Here is a 19,005-nt window from a genome sequence, read left to right as displayed (position 1 = left end):
CGGGCGGCACCCCGCCGATCGTCCGGCACGCGAGCATCCAGCCACGCCGCTATCCCCCGCCGCCCGGACACGCATTCCGTAGGCTACCCGTACCCAATCCGGCACAGGTCGCGATCACCAGGAGATACCGACGCCTGCGCCGTTGATCTCGGTGACCTTTGCGCGTCGGTGCCACACCAAGCGCGCGATCCACTATGGGCGAGCAGCGAAACCACGCGAAAGAGACCGTGATGCGTATGCCCGTCGACGAAGACCCCGGCCTGCCCGTACTGGCCCCCGAGGAGTACCACCGCCAGGTCGTCGAGTGGAACGCGACCGAGGTAGCACGGCCCGTCACCCTGGTCCATGTCCAGGTCGCGGCACAAGCCGCAGAGCGCCCGGACGCGGTCGCCGTGACCAACGGAACACGGTCGCTGACCTACGCGGATCTCGACGCCGACGCCGGCCGGCTGGCCCGTTGTCTTCGTGAGGCAGGCGTGGTCCCGGAGGTCGCGGTGGCGATCTGCCTGCCGCGCTCGATCGAGCTGGTCATCGCCATGCTGGCCGTGTTCAAGGCGGGCGGCACCTACGTACCACTGGATCCGGAGCACCCCGACGCACGCCTCGAGTACATGCTGACGGACTGCGGCGCTCCCGTCCTGATCACCACGGACGACGTTCGTGCACGGCTCTCCGTCCCCGAGTGCGTGCGAGTCCTCCGCCCGGACGCCCGAGGCATTGATCCGGTCGATGCTCCGGTGGATCCGGGCAATCTGGCGTACGTCATCTACACGTCCGGATCGACGGGACGGCCGAAGGGTGTGGCGGTCGCGCACGCGGGTCTCGCCAATCTGGTGGCGTGGCACCTGGATTCGTACCGGATCGGCGACACCGACCGCGTCGGACAGTGTGCTGCCGTCGGGTTCGACGCGTCGGTGTGGGAGATCTGGCCCGCACTGGCCGCCGGAGCCACCCTGCACATCGCCGGGGACGACGAGCGGCTGCGGCCGGACCTGCTGCTGAACTGGTTGGCGGACAACCGGATCACGGTCACGTTCCTGCCGACTCCGCTCGCCGCGGAGGTCGTGAAACTGCCGTCGCCGCCAGGCTTGGTGCTGCGCGCGCTACTCACCGGCGGTGACAGGCTCGGCGAGCGACCTCGATCCGACACCGGATACGAGCTGATCAACCACTACGGACCGACCGAGGCCAGCGTGGTCACCACGGCCGGTGTCGTCCCGTGGCGCACCGGTTCGTGGCGGGCACCCTCGATCGGACGGCCGATCGACAACGTACGCACCTACATCCTGGACCACGCCTTGCGGCCGGTCGCCATAGGTGTTTCCGGTGAACTGCACATCGCCGGAACGAGCCTCGCCCGTGGGTATGTCGACAGCCCGGGTCTGACCGCCGAGCGGTTCGTTCCCGATCCGTTCGCCACTCGGCCGGGTGAGCGGATGTACCGCACCGGAGATCTCGCCCGCTACCGCCCCGACGGTGCGATCGAGTTCGTCGGGCGAATCGACAGTCAGGTCAGCATTCGCGGTGTCCGCATCGAGACCGGCGAGATCGAAGCCAGGCTCAGGGAACACCTGGCAGTGGCCGAGGCCGTGGTCGCCGCGCGCGTCGACGAGCGTGAGAACACCTACCTCGTCGGCTATGTCACTCCTGCGACGGGCGGGGCGATCGACGTCGACGCCGTACGCGAACACCTGGTGAATCACCTGCCGGGCCAGATGGTTCCGGCGGTCCTCGTCCCGCTGCGACGGTTTCCCGTCACGTCGAACGGCAAGATAGACGTCGGCAATCTTCCTGTTCCGGAGTCATCCGGTGTCGAGACGCCACGGGATCCGCTTGAGGATCTGGTCGCCGCGATCTGGGCTCTGGTGCTGGACCTGCCGGAGCCTGGCCAGATCGACGTCCATGCGAACTTCCTGACGCTGGGCGGGCATTCTCTGCGCGCGCATCAGGTGATCGCTCGCGTCAACGCGACCTTCGACATCGACCTGTCCGCGCGTGCCCTGTTCGGCGCTCCCACGATCGCGTCGTTCGCCGACGTGGTCCGTCACGCCGGCACGCCAGGGCGGATCGAGACCGTCACCCGGCTGGCCCGTCAGGTCGACGAGATGTCCGACGACGAGATCGAACGGCTGCTCGCCGAGCATTCGACCGTGGACCACCCCTCTGCCAAAGGATGGAAAGGAGAGCAGGCAGATGAACTCAACCGAGGATGACGACCAGTCGTATCTCGTCGTCGTGAACGACGAGGAGCAGTACTCGATCTGGCCGGAGGGCCGGGAAATTCCGGCTGGCTGGAAGCCGGTGGGTACGGCCCGTTCGAAGCAGGACTGTCTCGCCCACATCGAAACGGTATGGACCGACATGCGGCCGCGCAGCCTGCGTGAGCGCATGGCGAGTTCCTGAGCAGGCTGGGCATTCGATGGTACGTGGGTTGTGAGGCGTGAAGTGACCGAAATTCCATCGAAGGCGTCCGTTGTGATCATCGGCGGCGGAGTCATCGGAGTCAGCGCCGCGTACCACCTGGCCGCCGCCGGAGTGCGCGACGTCGTGCTGATCGAGCGCGGTGCTCTCGGGTCCGGATCCACCTGCCGCGCGGCGGGCGGAGTCCGCGCCCAGTTCTCCGACCGCGTCAACATCGAGCTGGCGACGCGCAGTCTCGAGACGTACGAACGTTTCGGTGAACGCTTCGGCCAGGACATCGACCTGCGGCAGGTGGGTTACCTGTTCCTGCTGGACCAGCCGGAAACCGTGGCCGAGTTCGAGTCGGCCGTCGCCGTGCAGAACGACCTCGGCGTGCCCAGCCGGATGATCTCGGTCGCCGAGGCGCGGCGTCTGTCGCCGTTGATCGGCACCGACGGGCTTCTGGCGGCGGTGTACTCGCCGACGGACGGACACTGCACCCCCGAATCGGTGGTGCTCGGGTTCGCCACCACGGCCCGCAGGCTCGGTGCGCGGCTGGTCACCAACTGTGCTGCGACCGGTATCGAGTACGACGGGGATCGGATCATCGCGGTCAGCACCGAGGGCGGCCGGATCGAAACCGACACGGTCATCTGCGCGGCTGGTGCCTGGTCTCGCGAAGTGGGCGCATGGGCCGGTGTCGACCTGCCTGTCGTCCCGTTGCGGCGGCAGATCGTGCTCACCGAGCCGATGAACGGCCTCGATCCGGCGACACCTTTCACCATCGACTTCGGCACCGCCTTCTACTTCCGCGCCGAGGGTGCCGGACTGCTGCTGGGAATGTCCGACCCGGACGAGAAGCCCGGATTCAACACGAACCGGTCGGAGAGCTGGTTGGCGGGTGTCGCCGCGGCCGTGCAGCGAAGGGCACCCGCGCTCGCGAGTGTGGGTCTCACCACGGGCTGGGCAGGCCTCTACGAGATGACTCCTGATCACAACGCGCTGATCGGGACCGCCGGCGACGGCCGATTCCTCTACGCCGCCGGGTTTTCCGGGCACGGCTTCATGATGGGCCCCGCCGTCGGCGAGGTTCTGCGTGACCTCTGCCTGCAGCGGCCGACCTTCACCGACATCAGCGGCTTCCACGCGGGCCGGTTCACCGGCGCCGCAGGCCGTCCCGAATTGAACGTCGTGTGACCACCAACGAGGAGGTTGGAATGACTGACAGCACCGGCCGCGCACCGCGGCGCATTTCGATTTTCGACACGACCTTGCGGGACGGTGAGCAGGCCCCGCGCAACGCGATGAGTCCGCGGACGAAACTCGACCTCGCCCTGCGGATCGAGGCACTCGGCGTCGACGCCGTCGAAGCCGGATTCCCTGCCTCGTCGGCAAAGGACGTCGAGGCCACCCGGCTGATCTCCGAGGCACTCACCACCGCGCGGGTGGCGACCTTGTGCCGGGCGGCCCGCGGTGACGTCGAAGCGGCGGTCGAGGCGGCGGGCACGAAGAACCACCAGTTGCAGGTCATCGCCACCGCCAGCGAGATCCACCTCGAGCACAAACGTGGCATCACCCGCGACACCGCCTTGCGCGAGCTGTACGACGCCATCTCGCTGGCCTCCTCGCTCGGCGTTCCGTTCATCACCCTGGCGATGGAGGATTCCAGCCGCGGTTCACTCGACCTCCTGCGTGCCACCGTCGAGACCGCGCTGGAGGCCGGTGCGACCCAGGTCGGTGTCGGGGACACGATGGGGTGTGTGACACCGGCCGAGTTCGGCGAGCTGGTCGCGACGGTCCGGGAGTGGGCACCGGCATCGGCGAGCCTCACCGTGCACTGCCACAACGACTTCGGACTCGCACTGGCCAACACCATGGCGGCCGTCGAGGCGGGCGCGGACGAGGTCCAGGTGACGCTGGGCGGCATCGGCGAACGTGCCGGCAACACGGCACTCGAGGAGGTCGTCGGCCTGCTGGCGTACAAGAGTGAGGTCTACGGGGCCACGACCGACGTCAAGACCGAGGGGATGTACGAGGTCTACTCGGCGATCCGCGCGGCGATCGGACTCGAAGAGCCACGCAACAAGGCGCTGTTCGGCACGTACGCCTTTGCCACCGCGGCGGGCATGCACCAGCAGGGGATGCTGCAGAACCCGTTGACCTACGAGTACGTCGAGCCGGGCCGGTTCGGCCGTGAGTCGCAACTGCTGGTGGCCCGCCACTCCGGCCGCGCGGTGCTGCGGCACGTCGCCGCACAGGCCAAGCTCGACCTTCACGACGACATGGTCGACTCGCTGTACGAGAAGTACGTCAACGGTCGTGCCGACGGCGACTGCGTCGAGCTGGGTGTCCTGCGTGAGGAGATCCTCGCCGAGATGGCGAACACCGCGGAGTCGGCCCGATGACCGGTAGGACGCTGGCCGAAAAGCTGTGGCAGCGCCACGTCGTCCGCGAACTGGACGAACGGACCGATCTGCTCTACATCGACCTGCATCTGATCCACGAAGTGTCGTCGCCCCAGGCGTTCGAAGGTCTCCGGCTGTCCGGCCGCCGGGTCCGTCGCCCGGAACTGACGCTCGCGGTCGAGGACCACAACGTGCCGACCCACTCGCTGACCATCGCCGACGACGCGAGCCGGGCGCAGATCGACGCGTTGCGCGGCAACTGCGCCGAGCACGACATCGAGCTGTACTCGATCGGTGACGCCAGCCAGGGCATCGTGCACGTCGTCGGTCCCGAACTCGGCCTGGTACAGCCCGGAATGCTGGTGGTGTGCGGCGACAGCCACACGTCGACCCACGGCGCCCTTGGCGCACTCGCCTTCGGCGTGGGAACCAGCGACGTCGAGCACGTGCTCGCCACGCAGACACTCGCGGTCGCCCGCCCCCGGACCATGGCGGTCGAGTTCACCGGGCTGCCCCCGGCGGGAACCGAGGCGAAGGACATCATCCTCGCGGTCATCGGCGCCATCGGTACCAACGGTGCCCAGGGCTTCCTCATCGAGTACCGCGGTGAGGCGGTGCGTTCGATGTCCATGGAAGGCCGGATGACCATGTGCAACATGAGCATCGAGGCTGGTGCGCGTGCCGGGATGATCGCCCCGGACGACAACACGCTCGCCTATCTGCGGGACCGGCCCTACGCGCCGTCCGGTGCGGCCTGGCAGGACGCGGTGTCGGACTGGGAGACGCTGGTGACCGACGACCCGGACGCCTTCGACCGAGTGGTCCGGATCGACCTGGCCGAGCTCAGCCCGCACGTCACGTGGGGAACCAATCCCGGGCACGCCCTTCCGCTCGACGCGGCGGTGCCCTCGCCCGAGTCGTTCACCGATCCGGTCGAGCGGGCCAGCGCCGAGCGCGCGCTCGAGTACATGGACCTCCGGCCGGGCACCCGGATGCGTGACATCCCGATCGACACGGTGTTCATCGGTTCGTGCACGAACGGGCGGATCGAGGATCTACGGGCGGCGGGCGAGATCCTGCGTGGCCGCCGGGTCAAACCCGGTGTCCGGATGCTCGTGGTCCCGGGCTCCGGCCGGGTACGCGTCCAGGCCGAGCAGGAGGGCCTGCACGAGGTCTTCAAGGCGGCGGGTGCCGAGTGGCGCCTGCCCGGCTGCTCGATGTGCCTCGGCATGAACTCGGACCGGATCTCCGGCAACAACCGGGTGGCGTCCACGTCGAACCGGAACTTCGAGGGGCGCCAGGGTGGCAGGGCCCGTACCCATCTGGTCTCACCCGCCGTCGCGGCGGCAACAGCGGTGACCGGCAGGCTCGCCGCCCCACACGATCTGGTCTGAGAGTAGGCAATGGAACCGTTTTCCTCGCACACCGGCCGGACAGTGGTGCTCCGGCGCAGCAACGTCGACACCGATCAGATCATCCCGGCCGAGTTCGGCAAGCGGATTTCGCGGCACGGCCTTTCTGACGCCCTGTTCGCGCGGTGGCGAAAGGACCCCGCCTTCATCCTCAACTCCAAGGAACACGAAGGCGCGACGGTACTGATCGCGGACACGAACTTCGGCACCGGAAGCTCGCGCGAGCAAGCGGTCTGGGCGCTGCGCGAGTGGGGATTCGCGGTGGTCGTCTCGACCCGGTTCGGCGACATCTTCCACCGCAACGCACTACGCAACGGCCTGCTGGCGGTCGTCCTGCCGGACGAAGCCGTCGCGTCGCTGATGGACCGCGCCGAAGCCGATCCAGCCTTCGAGATCAGTGTCGACCTGACGAAGTGCGAAGTGGCCGCTGGCCAGGACCGTTGGTCGTTCAGCATCGACGAACGGGCACGCTGGCTGCTGCTCAACGGACTCGACACCATCGAAGTGACGCTGCGCGACGCGGCGGACATCGCAGACTACGAGCGGAGCCGGCCATCGTGGCTGCCCGAGATCCCGCGGGGCAGTGGATCAACGCAAGCCAGGGCGGGCACGCGGTGACAGGCGGTGCGCCCATGGCCACCGGGACGCGTCGCCTGGCCCGAATACCCGCCGACGGCCTCAGCGAGTTGATCGAGGCGGGCCGCAGGATGGGTGCGGTGGACCTCGCGCTGGGCAGCCCCGGATGGCCACGGCCGCCGAAGGCGATGATCGACCAGGCGTGCGCCGCGCTGCGGGACGGAAACAACCAGTACGGCGACATGCGTGGCAACGGGGAGCTCCGGGCGGCGTTGGGCCAGTCGTTCCGGACACCGGCCGATCCGGACACCGAGCTCACCATCACGGTGGGAGCGGCCGAAGGGCTGGCTGTCGCGATGCTCGGCGTCCTCGATCCGGGTGACGAGATCGTCGTGTTCGAGCCGTTCTTCGAGCCCTATCTCGTCTCGATCGCAACGGCGTCGGCCGTGCCGAGATTCGTCCGGGTCCGGCCGCCGGACTGGCGGTGGGACGCCACGGCACTCGCCGCCGCGATCGGTCCCCGTACCAAGGCGATTCTGGTGAACACGCCGAACAATCCCACTGGCCATGTGCTGGAGGAAGACGAGTGGGCGGTCATCGCGGAACTGTGTGAGCGGCACGATCTGCTGGTCATTTCCGACGAGGTGTACGCCTCATATGTCTACGACGGCGGACAGCACATCTCGGCGGCGGACGTGCCGGGACTGCGAGACCGAGCGATCGTGGTCGGCAGTTTCTCGAAGAGCCACGCCATCAGTGGCTGGAGAATCGGCTTCCTCCGTGCCGCCCCCGCACTCACCCGTGCGTTGCGCAGCATCCACATCGGCCTGACGGGCGGGGCTCCGGTGCCCCTGCAACAGGCCGTGGCCCGGTCCGGACTGGTTGACGGGCAAGACTGGGATCCACGGCCGGATCTTCAGCAGCTGCGGGACAAGGCGGTGCGTATCTTCCGCGGTGTGGGGTTACGCTGCACGTCTCCTCGGGGCGGTTGTTATGTCGTCGCCGAACTCGGGCCATACGGCCGAGAGGATTGCCGGTCCTTCGTTCGCAGGCTCGCGATCGACCTAGGTGTGCTCCTCGCGCCGGGGCAGCTATTTCTGTCCGACCGGACATCGGATTCCGGCTTCGTTCGTATCGCGTTCAACAAACCGCACGCATATCTCGACACCGCGCAGGGGCGGCTGGCGACCCTGGAGCCCAAGCGGTGACGGCTACGTTTATGAGGAGATCACAGTGACGGTGATCGCTGTTGTACCTGGTGACGGAATCGGACCAGAGGTGACGGACGAGGCCGTCAAGGTCCTCGATGAACTGGGGCTCGGACTCGACTTCGACCACCTCGACGAGGTCAACGCCACCACGTTCCGGAAAACCGGGGCAGGCCTGTCCCCGGAGGACTTCGAACGGATACGGTCCGCGAAATCGGTGCTGTTCGGTGCCATCGGCGCTCCCGGCATCAACAATTCGGAGTACGGCCGGGGCGTGCTGATCAAGATGCGTTTCGAGCTCGACCTGTACGTGAACCATCGGCCAGCGTTTCTGTGGGACGCCCGGCTGAGCCCCCTGCGGGACGAACGTCGCAGGAACGTCGACTGCGTCATCGTGCGAGAAAACTCCGAAGGATTGTATGTCGGCGTCGGCGGCAGGGTGCGTGCCGACACACCGGACGAGATCGCGATCGACGAGGAGGTCAACACCTACCGCGGTGTCTCACGCGTGCTCGACTACGCGTTGTCGATAGCGCGAAAGTCGGTGTGCCTCGTGGACAAGTCGAACGCCGTTCCCAATGGCGGGAAACTGTGGCAGCGTTGTTGGCGCGAGGCGATCGAACGGCGTCCCGACATCGACTGTTCCCACCTGTACGTGGACGCGGCGGCGATGAAACTGATCGCCGACCCGTCAGTGTTCGACGTCATCGTGACCAACAATTCCTACGGTGACATTCTGAGCGACCTCACCGCCCAGTTGGCCGGTGGCCTCGGCATGGCGGCATCAGCGAACCTCAACCCAAAGACCGGATTCGGCGTGTACGAACCGGTCCACGGCAGCGCACCGGACATCGCGGGGCAGGGAAAGGCGAACCCCGTTGGAGCGATCCTCAGCGCCGCGCTCCTCTGTGAGGGAATCGGCCTCTCCGAGGCTGCACTGGCGATCCGTGGAGCGGTTTCGACGGCGGTGTCAGCAGGGCGCTGCACGCCCGACATCGGTGGCTCGTTGAGCACCCAGGAGGCTGGTGCCGCCATTCGCGCCGAACTTCGGTAACACCCACGGCGAAGCCAAGCGGGCTCAGGAGTCGGCCGCGCCGAGTGCTCGGCGGCTGTCCTGATAGACCTGCTCGGCTTCGCCGGGAGTGTCGCCTATCGCGGTGATTCCCAGTTTGCCGTACACGCATGCGGCACCCAGCAGGTGCAGGACCGCGCCAGTACCGCGGCGCGGGTCGAAGGCGTTGGCGCCCAAGCGGTCGATGATGTCGGCGGGGCGGCAGCCGCGGAAATGGGGAACCCACAGGTGATCCGTGCCGACGTAGGCCTTGGCGCGCCCGCCGTCGACAACCTGGCCAGTGGCGCCGTCAACGCAACCGCCGGTCACGAGCAACGTCGTACCGAACGGGTGCGTTGTGCCGCCGACCCGCAGGTTGGTCTCGCACAACAGGATTTCCCATCCACCACGCTCGACGGCCAGGAAATCCAGGCTGAACACGCCAATGACACCACGTGCGGACAAGGCGTCCACGACGCGTTGGGCGGCGGCGCGCAGCGCTGGTCGATACCGGCTGTCCGCCGGGGACCGGCATCCCACGTAGACCATCCCGTCGAGGACCTGGTCCTGGGTGACGATCACCTCGGGCGTTCCGTCCGGGGTGATGCTGGCGAACGTGCTCGGCGAGCGCAGACCCGGTGTCGTGAGGTACCACTCCGCGGTCGCGCCCCGCGCGGAGATCTTTGCCGCGAACGACGTCCAGGTCTCGTCCGGTGCGGTGAACCTGATCCGGGCCTGGGCCAGGCGTCCGTTCGGCATGGCTTCGACGATGGCGTTGCCAAGGCCTCCGTATCCGTCGTCCAGCTTCAGCATGACCGGGCCGTCCGCGACCAGTCGAGCCACGACGGCCTCCGCCTCCCCGACGCTGGCCAGCCCCCCGGCGCCAGGGACCGTAGCGACGCGAGCGCCTTCTGCGATCGCCCGGCTGCCGGATTTCGTCCCCAGAGCGGCCAGCCGCGCAGGCGCGCCGTACAGCGGAAGGCCAGTGATCTCCGACAGCCGCTCCTCGTGTTCGGTCACGACAAAGGGAAACAGCCAGGCATCGGTGCCCGCCGCCGGCGCGATCTCGTGGCACATCGCGGGGTCGGCGAGGATCCTGTGCGTCAACGGGCACAGTTCGGTGTTCTCGGCCAGGCCCACCGGCATCATCCGCAGCCGGGCACGGGCGCCCGCCGGATCGGGCAGGAAGCTCAGGTAGTAGTCGACGACCTCGGCGTCGACGGGCACCGAGGACAGGAAGATCACGGAGACGGCGGGCTCGCGCAACATGAGCAGGAGGAACAGAAGTCGCTCCTCGTAGCGGGCATAGCCCTCGATGTGCGCCAACTCCCCCGGCGAGAGGGTGAGGGAGGGAAGCACGACCACTGTTCCACCCGTGGGTGTGAACATCGGCAGTCGCGGGTGTCTTCTGGCGAACTCCAGACGAATCTCCTCGGCGGAGGCACCGCGGGCGCGCGGTGTCGTCATGACCAGATCGCCAGATTCCCACCGGTCGTGATGCCGATGAACATGGCGACCGACACCCTGCGCCCGTCCTGCCCGCCTGCCACGGAGTGGTAGAAGCGCGGGTTGAAAACGAGAGCGTCGCCCGGCTCCGGTCGCACCGTCACCGACTGGACGCCCGCCACCACCTCGCTGTCATAGCCGAAGCCGATCCGGGCCGCCTCGTCCGTGGGCTCCCAGGTGCGGCGCCAGATGGTGGTTTCACCCCCGACGGACGGCATCATCAGGTAGACGTTGATCGCCAGTTGGGCGACGAGCTTCTGGTCGAACAGCCCGCGCGGGAATTCCCGTGCCACGTCGTCGAAGTGGACCCGCAGCCCACCGTTCGACTCGCGGATCGTGCCAGCCATGACCGGGCGACCCGCTATCCGGGCCGCCTCCGGCGGCCCGCCCCACACCTCGCCGAGCCCCTCCAGGCAGATCCGGAGCGGATCGGGGTCCAGGTCGGCCGCCGCCCACGCCGTGCGCGCCGACTCGACGTGCGTCCAGTAGCCGGGATCGAGCTGGCCATCGGCGACGAAGTCGTTGACCGTCGGGCCGAACCGCAGCACAGGCGGGTTGACCCGTTTCGAGTTGACCGAGCTCAACGGCATCCGGTCCACCAGCCCGGCCAGATCCGCCCGCAGTTCGGCGGGCAGGAACGCGCGGGCGTGCACGCAGGCAAGGGTTCCTGTGGCCAGCCGAACCAGATGATCCTTGGTCAGCCCGGTCACGACCTCCTCGCTGAATAGCGGATCATCGGCTGTCACGGAGAGAGTCATGGTCGTCGTCCCATCGGCTCGGTGCGAGAGCGGTGACTTGATGTTGACCGTTGCCGACGTCCGTTCGTGGACAGGTTCATGGCACATCGCCGCCCGCATCGTCCCTGGCCGTGCCAGGTCCGGCAGTCGGCTGACTGGCGTGGTACTGCTCTCGTATGCCGCTGTGGTGACGCCGGATGCGCCGGTAAGGCGGGTGGGCGGTGCGCACGTCGCGGTGTCGTCAGCGGCCTCGTGCAGCGGCAGGTCGACCAAACTTCCTGCGTTCTGCCGGTGAAGGGTGATCACGCCGGAGGTGCCTTGGTCAGTCCACGGGCAGACGGGGTGGGCTTGCGCCACGGATGAACTGGTCGGCAGCGGCGACCTCAGCCGTAGACGCGGTCCGCCGCTGCGCGCCTGTGTGGGTGAAGCTGTACGCCGACAGGGCCGTGGTCCGGGGCGCGAGCCGGCCAACCCGGCGGGGCGTACCGATCCCTTTCCGAACAGTTCCGAACAGGCGTACTCCTTGCCCGTGCCCCCGCACCTGATTCATGGTTGACGCCAGTGCCGCGGCGGTAGTGGGGATCTGAACCAACCGCACGATTCCGGCTTACGCCGTTCCGGCGGAATTCGACTTTCGCCGGGTAGAAGGCGACCGGTGGCGACGGCAACGCCCTTCAGAGGAGAGCTTGATGAATGCCCGAACCGGCCAACCTGTCGGCAACACTGTTGTCGCCGAGCCCGACCGCCGTCGCAGTCTCCGCCGCCTCCTCTGCTTCAGTTTCGATGCCACCACCGACGATCCACCTGCCAAGGGCGTGGTCCGGCACATGACCGGCTTCGGCCGCGCCGCCGGCGATTCCGTGGGTGCGTACGTCTACGTCAACCGGCTGCGACCGGGAGTCGTCCACCGGTGCGAGGGGGCGCCCTGCCCGGTCCGTAACCGGGCAGGGAAAGGCGCGTTTCACTACGACGGTGCGCAGCGCCAGTGACCGAAGTCGCCGGTGCGCGACCAGACATCCCGCGCCGCCCCAATGCTCCAGTCCGGATCCAACGCGGTCCGGCGGTCGACGCCGAGCCGGGACAACTCCATGTCGCTGAACTGGAACAGCCCCCAGCGCCGCGATCCGTCCGCGAGAACCTCGATACGGTACGGGTCCAGCCCGGACAGGCACCGCGCCAACCGCACCGCCCCGGCCGGGTCTTCCGGGAAGGTTTCCCGCAGTCGACTGCTGATCCGGTCCTCCGGCCAACTGGCCGGCACCATCGGGTCGCCCGACAGCTCGTCGAGCAACCGCCCGTCCACCGTGCCGCTGACCGGCAGGCCACCCAGCGCCTGGAAGGCCATCACCCGGCTGGCGGTATCCGGGCCGAACCAGCCGTCCACCGGTACGCGCAGCCCACCAGCCACCAGCCGCTCCTGGAGATCCAGCACGCAGGGGCCGTACATGCCCTGCCGCAGGACTAGCGGGCAGCCATCGGTCGAGGCGGCGTTCCTGCCGTCACCGTCGGCGTGCGACAGCAGCGCCCCGGACGCGCCGACGGCCAGCGCGCCCACCAGCGCGCCCACCAGCACGAGCACCCCCAGCCGCAGCCGTCGACGGGCCGGCCGGCTGGCCCGGTCCGCCTCGGCTGGTGCCTGCTGCGGCTCGGCCGGGTCGACGGCCGCGAGCCCAGCGTCGGGAGACGTCGGGTCGGGGTCCGTCGGCTGGCTGTCCCCTCGCGCTGGCTCGCCCAGTCGCGCCTCGATGTCACGCCGCAACCCGACCCACCGCTCGATGTCCCCGGCCGGCATACCGCACCCGACCAGCAGCGCCACGACGGTCCGCTCCCGGGGCAGGGTAGTCCGCCCCAGCATCGTGGCGAGGGTGCTCGGCGGCAGCCAGTGCCCGGCAGCCGAGGACCGCCGGGAGATCTCCCGGTAGGTCAGGCCGGAACACCGCCGTACCTTTCCGAGCAGCACGACGTACTCCCCCGCCGTGGCGGCCTGTGGCACCGGATCCCGGGCAGAGTCATCCATCAAATCCCCCGCGTCGTCGATGTGGTCGGGCTCGGCCCGGTGCCGGGCCGAGCCCGTCGGGCCGTACACCGTCAGCGGTGCGGCCATCGGTGAACGACGCTAGACAAGCGGGTCGGCGGGGACAATCCCATGGTCGGGACGATGCCATGTCCGGGCAGCTCAATGCGGCTTGTCCGAGTCCTTGTCCGACCATCTCGGACAGCCGCTCGGCGGCGACTTGCCCCGGCACGTCGGGTGTCTGGAGAATCGGGCGATGACCACGGGGGAGCTTCGACCGGACGAGGCGGCCGACCCGGCCGAGTTCGTCGACATGCTGCGCCGGCTCAAGGACCGGTCCCGCCTGACGTACCGACAACTGGAGCAGCGCGCGGCTGCGGCCGGTGACGTGCTGGCCCGCAGCACCGCCGCCGATGTCCTGCGCCGGTCCACTCTGCCGCGACCCGAGGTGCTGGCCGCGTTCGTCCGCGCCTGCGGCGGGGAGGATCACGTGGAGGTATGGCTGCGGGCGCGGGACCGCCTCGCCGCCAGCGCACTCGCCCCGTACGATCCGATGCCGACCACGCCTCCGCCGGAACCGCCACCGGCCGATGCCACCGCAGGCGACGCGAGCACGAAAGTACGACGATCCGGCGCGGCGGGTCGGCGCTGGTTCGCGCGGCCCGCGCCGCTGGCCCTGCTCATCGTCGGCGTCCTGCTGGCCGCACTCGGCGTCGGCGCCTGGATCCGTCGCCCCGACGCTGGGCAGCGGCCGGCGGCAGAGCGCGCCGGTGCGGCCACCTCGGCGAGCGGCAGCGCCGGCGCCTCGGCCAGGCCGAGCGGCGGCCGGAGTCAGATCCGCCCCGTCCGCTCCCCGCAGCTCTGCATCTCTGAGGGGCGTGACCGCAGCGGCCGGTACCGCAGCGAGATCGCGGTCCAGCGTCCCTGCGCCGGTGCTACCCCACCGGAAACCTACCTGGAGCCGGTGGCCGACGGCCTGTACATCATCAAGTGGGACCACCCGGTGCAGGGGTTGGGCTGCCTCACCGTCCGCTTGGAGGATCCCGGCCGAAACCTGATCGAGCCCTGGAAGGACTGCCGCAGCGACCTCTGGCCCCAACTGTTCCGCTTCGAGCCGACCGGATCTACGCCGACCGCCTACCGCCTCCGCCCGGCGGGCAGCGACTTGTGCATGGGCATCCGGGACGATGACACCGAGGTGCTGGCCGAGGCGGCGGTCGAGCCGTGCACCGGTGGAGCGGACCAGGTGTTCCTGGTCGATTCGCTGCCCGAAGGTTGATGGCCCACGCGGTCCGGCCGGTTGCCGCTCCTCAACAGCCGCCGACGGGCAACCGGGGCACCGGCCAGGACAGGTAGGGCTGCCCTGTCCCGGCGCGGGGTACGAGCTGCGCCCTCAACCCGAAGAAGGCATGGCCTTCTGTTGGTCGTCCGACGGACGCACCGTGCACCCCCGCGACGGGCGGTGTGGCCGAGCGCTTCGGCGGCGTGCCGAAGTCTGCCCATGGCTCGGTCAGGCCTTCTCGAAGGTGACGCCCTGCCGGTCGATCGCCACCTGCTTCTCCACCACGGTGCCGATTTCTGTGGTGTACCAGCAGAAGAACGGCGTCGGGCCGAAGGGGAACACGGCCTGTTCGGGCATCGCGGCGTCGCACATCGCGGTGCCCGGCCGGGCGTTGTTGTTGCCTGCTTCGTTGATCCACAGCCAGCCCACGTTCCTCTGGGACAGCACGCCGACCGAGGCGACGGCGGACCAGGTCAGGTACTGGTCGGCGATCGACACGGTCACGTCCATGGGCACCGCGAGATCGTCGAACTTTACCGTGCACCTCGCCTTCACGTTGCCGGTGATGAACTTCTTGTTGCAGGTCACAGACGTGTGCGCCGGCGCGCCGGCCTGGTTCAGCACCTGTTGTTGCAGCTTGTACATGACTTCCGCGTGCGGTGTACCGGGCTTGCCGTAGTCCGTGGGCGTGGCGGGGCCGTCGGCGGTGTACGGGTGGGTGCTCGACACCAGCCGCCCGGGCCGGGGCGGCGCGGCCGGCGACGAGGAAGGCGCGGTCGCGGCCGGGTCGGGACCCGAGCAGGCGGCGAGGGCAAGAAGCAGCAGCAGTCCGATGCTCGCACGGGAAAGGCGCATCTAATCAGGGTATCGACAAACACCACCATGACCGGCGAGGCCGGCCGCAGGTGCGGCGTTTTCTGGGGGGTGGCTGGTGCGCCGCGGGCGAGACGGCGGGTCATGGGTTCCGTCGACCTCCACGTGCGGGGTGGGTGGTGTAGTCGGGGAGAAGCCGGCGTTGAACGTCCGGTCGTGGACCTGCCCGTGCGGGGCCAGTCAGGACCGGGATGTCAACGCGGCGATGCCGGCACCGCGCCGGGAAGCGGTAACCCACCGTCGGCGCCCCGAGTTCCGCGGCGACCCGGGCCACCGCAGCCTCGACACCGACCGCGTCGGTGACATCGACGCCGACCGCCAGGGCGCGACCGCCGCCGGACTCGATCGCGTCGACGACCGGTCCGCAGCCGGCCTCGTCGAGGTCGAGGACCGCGACGGAGAAGCCGTCGGCGGCGAGCCGCCGGGCGATGGCCGCACCGATGCCCCGGGCTGCCCCGGTCACGATCGCGGTACGTCTGCTGGTGCTGCTCATGTCGTCTCCCGTAACGCTCTGGTCCTGCCGGCGGACACGCTCGTCAGGCGGTTGTGGTGAAGGCGTCGGCGAGTACGTCCATCGCCTCGGCGAGAAGATCCTCGGAGATCACCAGCGGCGGCAGGAACCGGAGCACGTTGCCGTAGCTGCCGCAGGTGAGCGTCAGTACGCCCTGCGCGTGGCAGTGCTTGGACACGGCCGCCGCCCGGGCCGGGTCCGGCGTACGCCCGTCGTCGCGGACGAGTTCTACGGCGATCATCGCGCCCCGGCCGCGGATGTCCCCGATCGCCGGGTGCTCGTGGGCGATCTCCCTCAGCCGGCCGACCATCAGCTCGCCCAGCCGCCGAGCAGCGGAGTTCAGGTCCCGGCTCCGCATGACCTCGATCGCGCCGAGCGCGGCGGCGCAGGCGACCGGGTTGCCGCCGTACGTGCCGCCGAGCCCACCGCCGTGCACCGAGTCCATGATCTCGGCGCGGCCGGTGACCGCAGCCAGCGGAAGACCTCCCGCGATCCCCTTCGCGGTCGTGATCAGGTCCGGCACGACGCCCTCGTGGTCGCAGGCGAACCAGTCTCCGGTGCGGCAGAACCCGGTCTGGATCTCGTCGGCGACGAAGACGACGCCGCTTTCGCGCGCCCAGTCGGCGAGTCGGGGGAGGAATCCCTCGGCCGGAACGATGAATCCACCCTCGCCGAGGATCGGCTCGATCACGACGCAGGCGACATTCCCGGAACCGACCTGCCGCTCGATCCGGTCGATCGCCTGCTCGGCCGCCTCGACGCCGGAGAGGTCGTCCCGGAAGCGGTAGGAGACGGGGGCCCGGTGGACCTCGGCGGCGAACGGTCCGAAGCCCTGCTTGTACGGCATGTTCTTCGCCGTCATCGCCATGGTCAGGTTGGTACGGCCGTGGTAGGCGTGGTCGAAGACCACGACCGCGTCCCGACCCGTGAAGGTACGGGCGATCTTGATGGCGTTCTCCACCGCCTCCGCCCCAGAGTTGAGCAGGACGGACTTCTTCGCGTGGGCACCAGGGGTCAGCTCCGCGAGCTGCTCGCAGACATCGACGTACCCGTCGTAGGAAGTGACCATGAAGCAGGTGTGCGTGAACAACCGCGCCTGCGCGGCGACCCGGTCGGCGACCTCCGGGGCCGCGTTGCCGACACCGGTCACGGCGATGCCCGAGGCGAGGTCGATCAGCGAGTTGCCGTCCACGTCGCGCAGCACCCCGCCGCCGGCGGCCTCGATGAACACCGGCAGCGTGGTGCCTACGCCGTCGGCGACGAGACGCCGGCGGCGGGCAGCACGTTCCCGTGAGGCCGGGCCGGGGATGTCGGTGACGACGCGGCGCTGCTGGGGAAGGTCTGGGCCTCCGGAGATCCTGTTCGGCATGTCGGCAAATGTAGGTAGCCGGGCGGGGCGCCGCGTCGGGCGCTGAGTACAAGTTGCGAAACGGCTCTTATACAGTCTGCACAACAGTTCGTGGGAGGGGGAACATGCCGGTCACCCTCGACGCCCTGCTCGCACACCCGGACCTGGGTCTGCGGATGCTGACCAGCCCGGGGCCGGAGGGCGCCGCCCTCCAGGTACCCATCCGCTGGGCGGCCACCAGTGAACTCGACGATCCCACGCCGTATCTACAGGGCGGCGAGCTGCTGCTGACCACCGGCCTACGCCTGCCCCCGGACCGGGCGGGCGTCAACGCGTACCTCGGCCGCCTGCTCGACGCCGACGTGGTCGCGCTCGGCTACGGCGTCGGACTCGTCACGGACACGGTGCCGGCGCTGCTCGTCCACGTCGCCCGGGAACGGGGCCTGCCCCTCATCGAGGTCGACCAGCCGACCCCGTTCATCGCCATCAGCAAGGCGGTCTCCGACCTCCTCACCGCCGAGCGGTACGCGGAGGTGGAACGCGGGTTCGCCGGCCAGCAGGCACTGACCCGCGCGGCGGTCACCGGGCATGCCCCGGGAGTGGTCAGCCGGCTCGCGGCGACCCTCGGCGGCTGGGCGGCCCTCCTCAGTCCCGGCGGCAAGATCCGGCACGTCTCGCCCGCTGGCGCGCGCCCCTGCGCCGCCGGGCTCGCCGACGAGGTGGGCCGGCTGCGGGGACGGCGGCACGCCGCGCTCTCCCTGGTCCACGGGACTTCCCACGTCGTGGTCCACCCATTGTCGCCCGCCACTGCCGGCCACGCTCCCGGCCGCGGCTTCCTCGCCGTGGGCATGGACCGCCCGCTGGGCGCCACCGACCAGTCCCTGATCAACGTCGCGACCGCCCTGCTCTCCTTCGACCTGGAGCAGACGAAGGTCGGGGAGGTGACGGCGCGTTCGGCGGCGCTGCTACGCCTGCTGCTCGACGGGGGCCAGCCGGACGAGGAGATCCTCGTCGGGCTCGGTGCGGCGCTGCTCACCAATGAGCGACTGCACGTCACGGCACTCACCGGCCCACCGGACGTCCTCGATGAACTGCTGCTCGACCTGATCGCCCGGCTCGACGACCACGTGTTCGCGGCCGTCGTCGGCGGTGACCTCCTGGCGGTCACCGCCGACCAGCGGGACCAGGACATCCTGCTGGCCAGGATTCCGGACGACGGGCGCGTCGCGGCGGGCACCAGCGTCGGATCCAGCGCTGCGGGGCTGGCTCAGGCCATCCACCAGGCTCGCCAGGCGGCGGCGACCGCCCGCCACCTGATGCCACCCGTCCTCGACTACAGCCAGGTCCGGCGCACCAGCGCGGTCGGCCTGGTGGACCTGCCCGCGCTGTCCGCGTACGCGGACAGTCTGCTCGGCCCACTCGACGAGTACGCGCGAGCAACCGGGATCGACCTGGTGGGGTCGCTGGCGGCGTGGCTCGGACAGCACGGGCAGTACGACCCGGCGGCCGCCTCGCTCCGGATCCACCGGCACACCCTCAGATACCGGGTGCAGAAGGCGGCGGCACTGCTCGGGCGCGACCTCTCCTCCGTCGACGCCAGGATGGAGCTGTGGTTCGCGATCACCGCGCGGCAGCGGACGCTGTCCACACCGACCAAGTGACCACGCCAGCAGTGCCACTTC

Annotated in this window: 16 protein-coding genes and 2 pseudogenes; 12 read left to right on the top strand and 6 right to left on the bottom strand. The window is 69.3% G+C overall.

Annotated features, from left to right (window positions below):
* Window positions 1-230 precede the first annotated feature (230 nt).
* The 8 genes from OOK41_RS14950 to OOK41_RS14915 all read left to right on the top strand — a co-directional run bounded on the left by OOK41_RS14950 (window position 231) and on the right by OOK41_RS14915 (window position 9,055).
* On the top strand, window positions 231-2,213 hold the full coding sequence (locus tag OOK41_RS14950; protein ID WP_266265468.1) for a non-ribosomal peptide synthetase: 1,983 nt from the start codon (window positions 231-233) through the stop codon (window positions 2,211-2,213).
* Window positions 2,194-2,403: an MbtH family NRPS accessory protein gene (locus tag OOK41_RS14945; RefSeq protein WP_117670130.1), complete on the top strand. Its 210-nt coding sequence runs from the start codon at window positions 2,194-2,196 to the stop codon at window positions 2,401-2,403. Before OOK41_RS14950 ends, OOK41_RS14945 begins: the two co-directional genes overlap by 20 nt.
* A gap of 72 nt (window positions 2,404-2,475) precedes the next feature.
* Window positions 2,476-3,597: an FAD-binding oxidoreductase gene (locus OOK41_RS14940; RefSeq protein WP_266265466.1), complete on the top strand. Its 1,122-nt coding sequence runs from the start codon at window positions 2,476-2,478 to the stop codon at window positions 3,595-3,597.
* Window positions 3,594-4,805, top strand: coding sequence for a LeuA family protein (locus OOK41_RS14935; protein ID WP_266265464.1), 1,212 nt, complete (start codon window positions 3,594-3,596; stop codon window positions 4,803-4,805). Before OOK41_RS14940 ends, OOK41_RS14935 begins: the two co-directional genes overlap by 4 nt.
* The gene (gene leuC / locus OOK41_RS14930) at window positions 4,802-6,199 is read left to right on the top strand and encodes a 3-isopropylmalate dehydratase large subunit (protein ID WP_117670128.1); all 1,398 of its coding nucleotides are present in this window, start codon (window positions 4,802-4,804) and stop codon (window positions 6,197-6,199) included. Before OOK41_RS14935 ends, leuC begins: the two co-directional genes overlap by 4 nt.
* Window positions 6,200-6,208: 9 nt before the next feature.
* A complete protein-coding gene (leuD, locus tag OOK41_RS14925; RefSeq protein WP_266265460.1) occupies window positions 6,209-6,835 on the top strand; it encodes a 3-isopropylmalate dehydratase small subunit in 627 nt (208 codons plus the stop codon).
* Window positions 6,836-6,849: 14 nt separating this feature from the next.
* On the top strand, window positions 6,850-8,001 hold the full coding sequence (locus OOK41_RS14920) for a pyridoxal phosphate-dependent aminotransferase (protein WP_266265458.1): 1,152 nt from the start codon (window positions 6,850-6,852) through the stop codon (window positions 7,999-8,001).
* 25 nt (window positions 8,002-8,026) lie between these two features.
* On the top strand, window positions 8,027-9,055 hold the full coding sequence (locus OOK41_RS14915) for an isocitrate/isopropylmalate dehydrogenase family protein (protein WP_266265456.1): 1,029 nt from the start codon (window positions 8,027-8,029) through the stop codon (window positions 9,053-9,055).
* Window positions 9,056-9,079: 24 nt separating this feature from the next.
* On the opposite strand, the gene OOK41_RS14910 is transcribed toward OOK41_RS14915, so the two are convergent.
* Window positions 9,080-10,519, bottom strand: a complete 1,440-nt coding sequence (locus OOK41_RS14910) for a peptide ligase PGM1-related protein (protein WP_266265454.1) — start codon at window positions 10,517-10,519, stop codon at window positions 9,080-9,082.
* Window positions 10,516-11,601, bottom strand: coding sequence for a hypothetical protein (locus OOK41_RS14905; RefSeq protein WP_266265453.1), 1,086 nt, complete (start codon window positions 11,599-11,601; stop codon window positions 10,516-10,518). Before OOK41_RS14905 ends, OOK41_RS14910 begins: the two co-directional genes overlap by 4 nt.
* A gap of 383 nt (window positions 11,602-11,984) precedes the next feature.
* Here OOK41_RS14905 and OOK41_RS14900 point away from each other — a divergent pair, with 383 nt between their 5' ends.
* Entirely contained in the window at window positions 11,985-12,284 is a 300-nt protein-coding gene (locus OOK41_RS14900; RefSeq protein ID WP_266265452.1) for a hypothetical protein, read from the top strand.
* Here the strand turns inward: OOK41_RS14900 and OOK41_RS14895 are convergent.
* Window positions 12,260-13,399 (bottom strand): peptidoglycan-binding protein, encoded by a 1,140-nt coding sequence (locus OOK41_RS14895; RefSeq protein WP_266265451.1) that lies wholly within the window; start codon window positions 13,397-13,399, stop codon window positions 12,260-12,262. The genes OOK41_RS14900 and OOK41_RS14895 overlap by 25 nt on opposite strands.
* 166 nt (window positions 13,400-13,565) lie before the next feature.
* Between OOK41_RS14895 and OOK41_RS14890 the strand changes: the two genes are divergently transcribed.
* Window positions 13,566-14,588, top strand: a complete 1,023-nt coding sequence (locus tag OOK41_RS14890) for an RICIN domain-containing protein (RefSeq protein ID WP_266265450.1) — start codon at window positions 13,566-13,568, stop codon at window positions 14,586-14,588.
* A 231-nt stretch (window positions 14,589-14,819) separates the two neighbouring features.
* On the opposite strand, the gene OOK41_RS14885 is transcribed toward OOK41_RS14890, so the two are convergent.
* On the bottom strand, window positions 14,820-15,446 hold the full coding sequence (locus OOK41_RS14885; RefSeq protein ID WP_117670112.1) for a hypothetical protein: 627 nt from the start codon (window positions 15,444-15,446) through the stop codon (window positions 14,820-14,822).
* 76 nt (window positions 15,447-15,522) lie between these two features.
* Between OOK41_RS14885 and OOK41_RS32075 the strand changes: the two are divergent.
* Window positions 15,523-15,618, top strand: a pseudogene (locus OOK41_RS32075) (hypothetical protein); the annotation flags it as partial.
* An 81-nt stretch (window positions 15,619-15,699) separates the two neighbouring features.
* Here the strand turns inward: OOK41_RS32075 and OOK41_RS14880 are convergent.
* Together OOK41_RS14880 and gabT are read right to left on the bottom strand one after the other, a co-directional pair.
* Window positions 15,700-15,957, bottom strand: a pseudogene (locus OOK41_RS14880) (SDR family NAD(P)-dependent oxidoreductase); the annotation flags it as partial.
* Between the two features lie 43 nt (window positions 15,958-16,000).
* On the bottom strand, window positions 16,001-17,344 hold the full coding sequence (gene gabT, locus OOK41_RS14875; protein ID WP_266265448.1) for a 4-aminobutyrate--2-oxoglutarate transaminase: 1,344 nt from the start codon (window positions 17,342-17,344) through the stop codon (window positions 16,001-16,003).
* 104 nt (window positions 17,345-17,448) lie between these two features.
* Between gabT and OOK41_RS14870 the strand changes: the two genes are divergently transcribed.
* The gene (locus tag OOK41_RS14870) at window positions 17,449-18,984 is read left to right on the top strand and encodes a PucR family transcriptional regulator (protein ID WP_266265447.1); all 1,536 of its coding nucleotides are present in this window, start codon (window positions 17,449-17,451) and stop codon (window positions 18,982-18,984) included.
* The last annotated feature ends 21 nt before the right edge of the window (window positions 18,985-19,005 follow it).

Source organism: Micromonospora sp. NBC_01655 (genome assembly GCF_026339755.1).
Lineage (GTDB): Bacteria > Actinomycetota > Actinomycetes > Mycobacteriales > Micromonosporaceae > Micromonospora.
Note: the sequence above shows the minus strand (reverse complement) of the source record. Positions and strands in the feature narration are given on the sequence as shown.

Excerpts from the sequence above, each read along its gene's own strand:
- OOK41_RS14950 (WP_266265468.1), top strand. The coding sequence starts at position 231 with ATGCGTATGCCCGTCGACGAAGACCCCGGCCTGCCCGTACTGGCCCCC.
- gabT (WP_266265448.1), bottom strand. The coding sequence starts at position 17,344 with ATGCCGAACAGGATCTCCGGAGGCCCAGACCTTCCCCAGCAGCGCCGC.
- OOK41_RS14870 (WP_266265447.1), top strand. The coding sequence starts at position 17,449 with ATGCCGGTCACCCTCGACGCCCTGCTCGCACACCCGGACCTGGGTCTG.
- OOK41_RS14900 (WP_266265452.1), top strand. The coding sequence starts at position 11,985 with ATGAATGCCCGAACCGGCCAACCTGTCGGCAACACTGTTGTCGCCGAG.
- OOK41_RS14890 (WP_266265450.1), top strand. The coding sequence starts at position 13,566 with ATGACCACGGGGGAGCTTCGACCGGACGAGGCGGCCGACCCGGCCGAG.
- OOK41_RS14885 (WP_117670112.1), bottom strand. The coding sequence starts at position 15,446 with ATGCGCCTTTCCCGTGCGAGCATCGGACTGCTGCTGCTTCTTGCCCTC.
- OOK41_RS14945 (WP_117670130.1), top strand. The coding sequence starts at position 2,194 with ATGAACTCAACCGAGGATGACGACCAGTCGTATCTCGTCGTCGTGAAC.
- OOK41_RS14910 (WP_266265454.1), bottom strand. The coding sequence starts at position 10,519 with ATGACGACACCGCGCGCCCGCGGTGCCTCCGCCGAGGAGATTCGTCTG.
- OOK41_RS14920 (WP_266265458.1), top strand. The coding sequence starts at position 6,850 with ATGGCCACCGGGACGCGTCGCCTGGCCCGAATACCCGCCGACGGCCTC.
- leuC (WP_117670128.1), top strand. The coding sequence starts at position 4,802 with ATGACCGGTAGGACGCTGGCCGAAAAGCTGTGGCAGCGCCACGTCGTC.
- OOK41_RS14895 (WP_266265451.1), bottom strand. The coding sequence starts at position 13,399 with ATGGCCGCACCGCTGACGGTGTACGGCCCGACGGGCTCGGCCCGGCAC.
- leuD (WP_266265460.1), top strand. The coding sequence starts at position 6,209 with ATGGAACCGTTTTCCTCGCACACCGGCCGGACAGTGGTGCTCCGGCGC.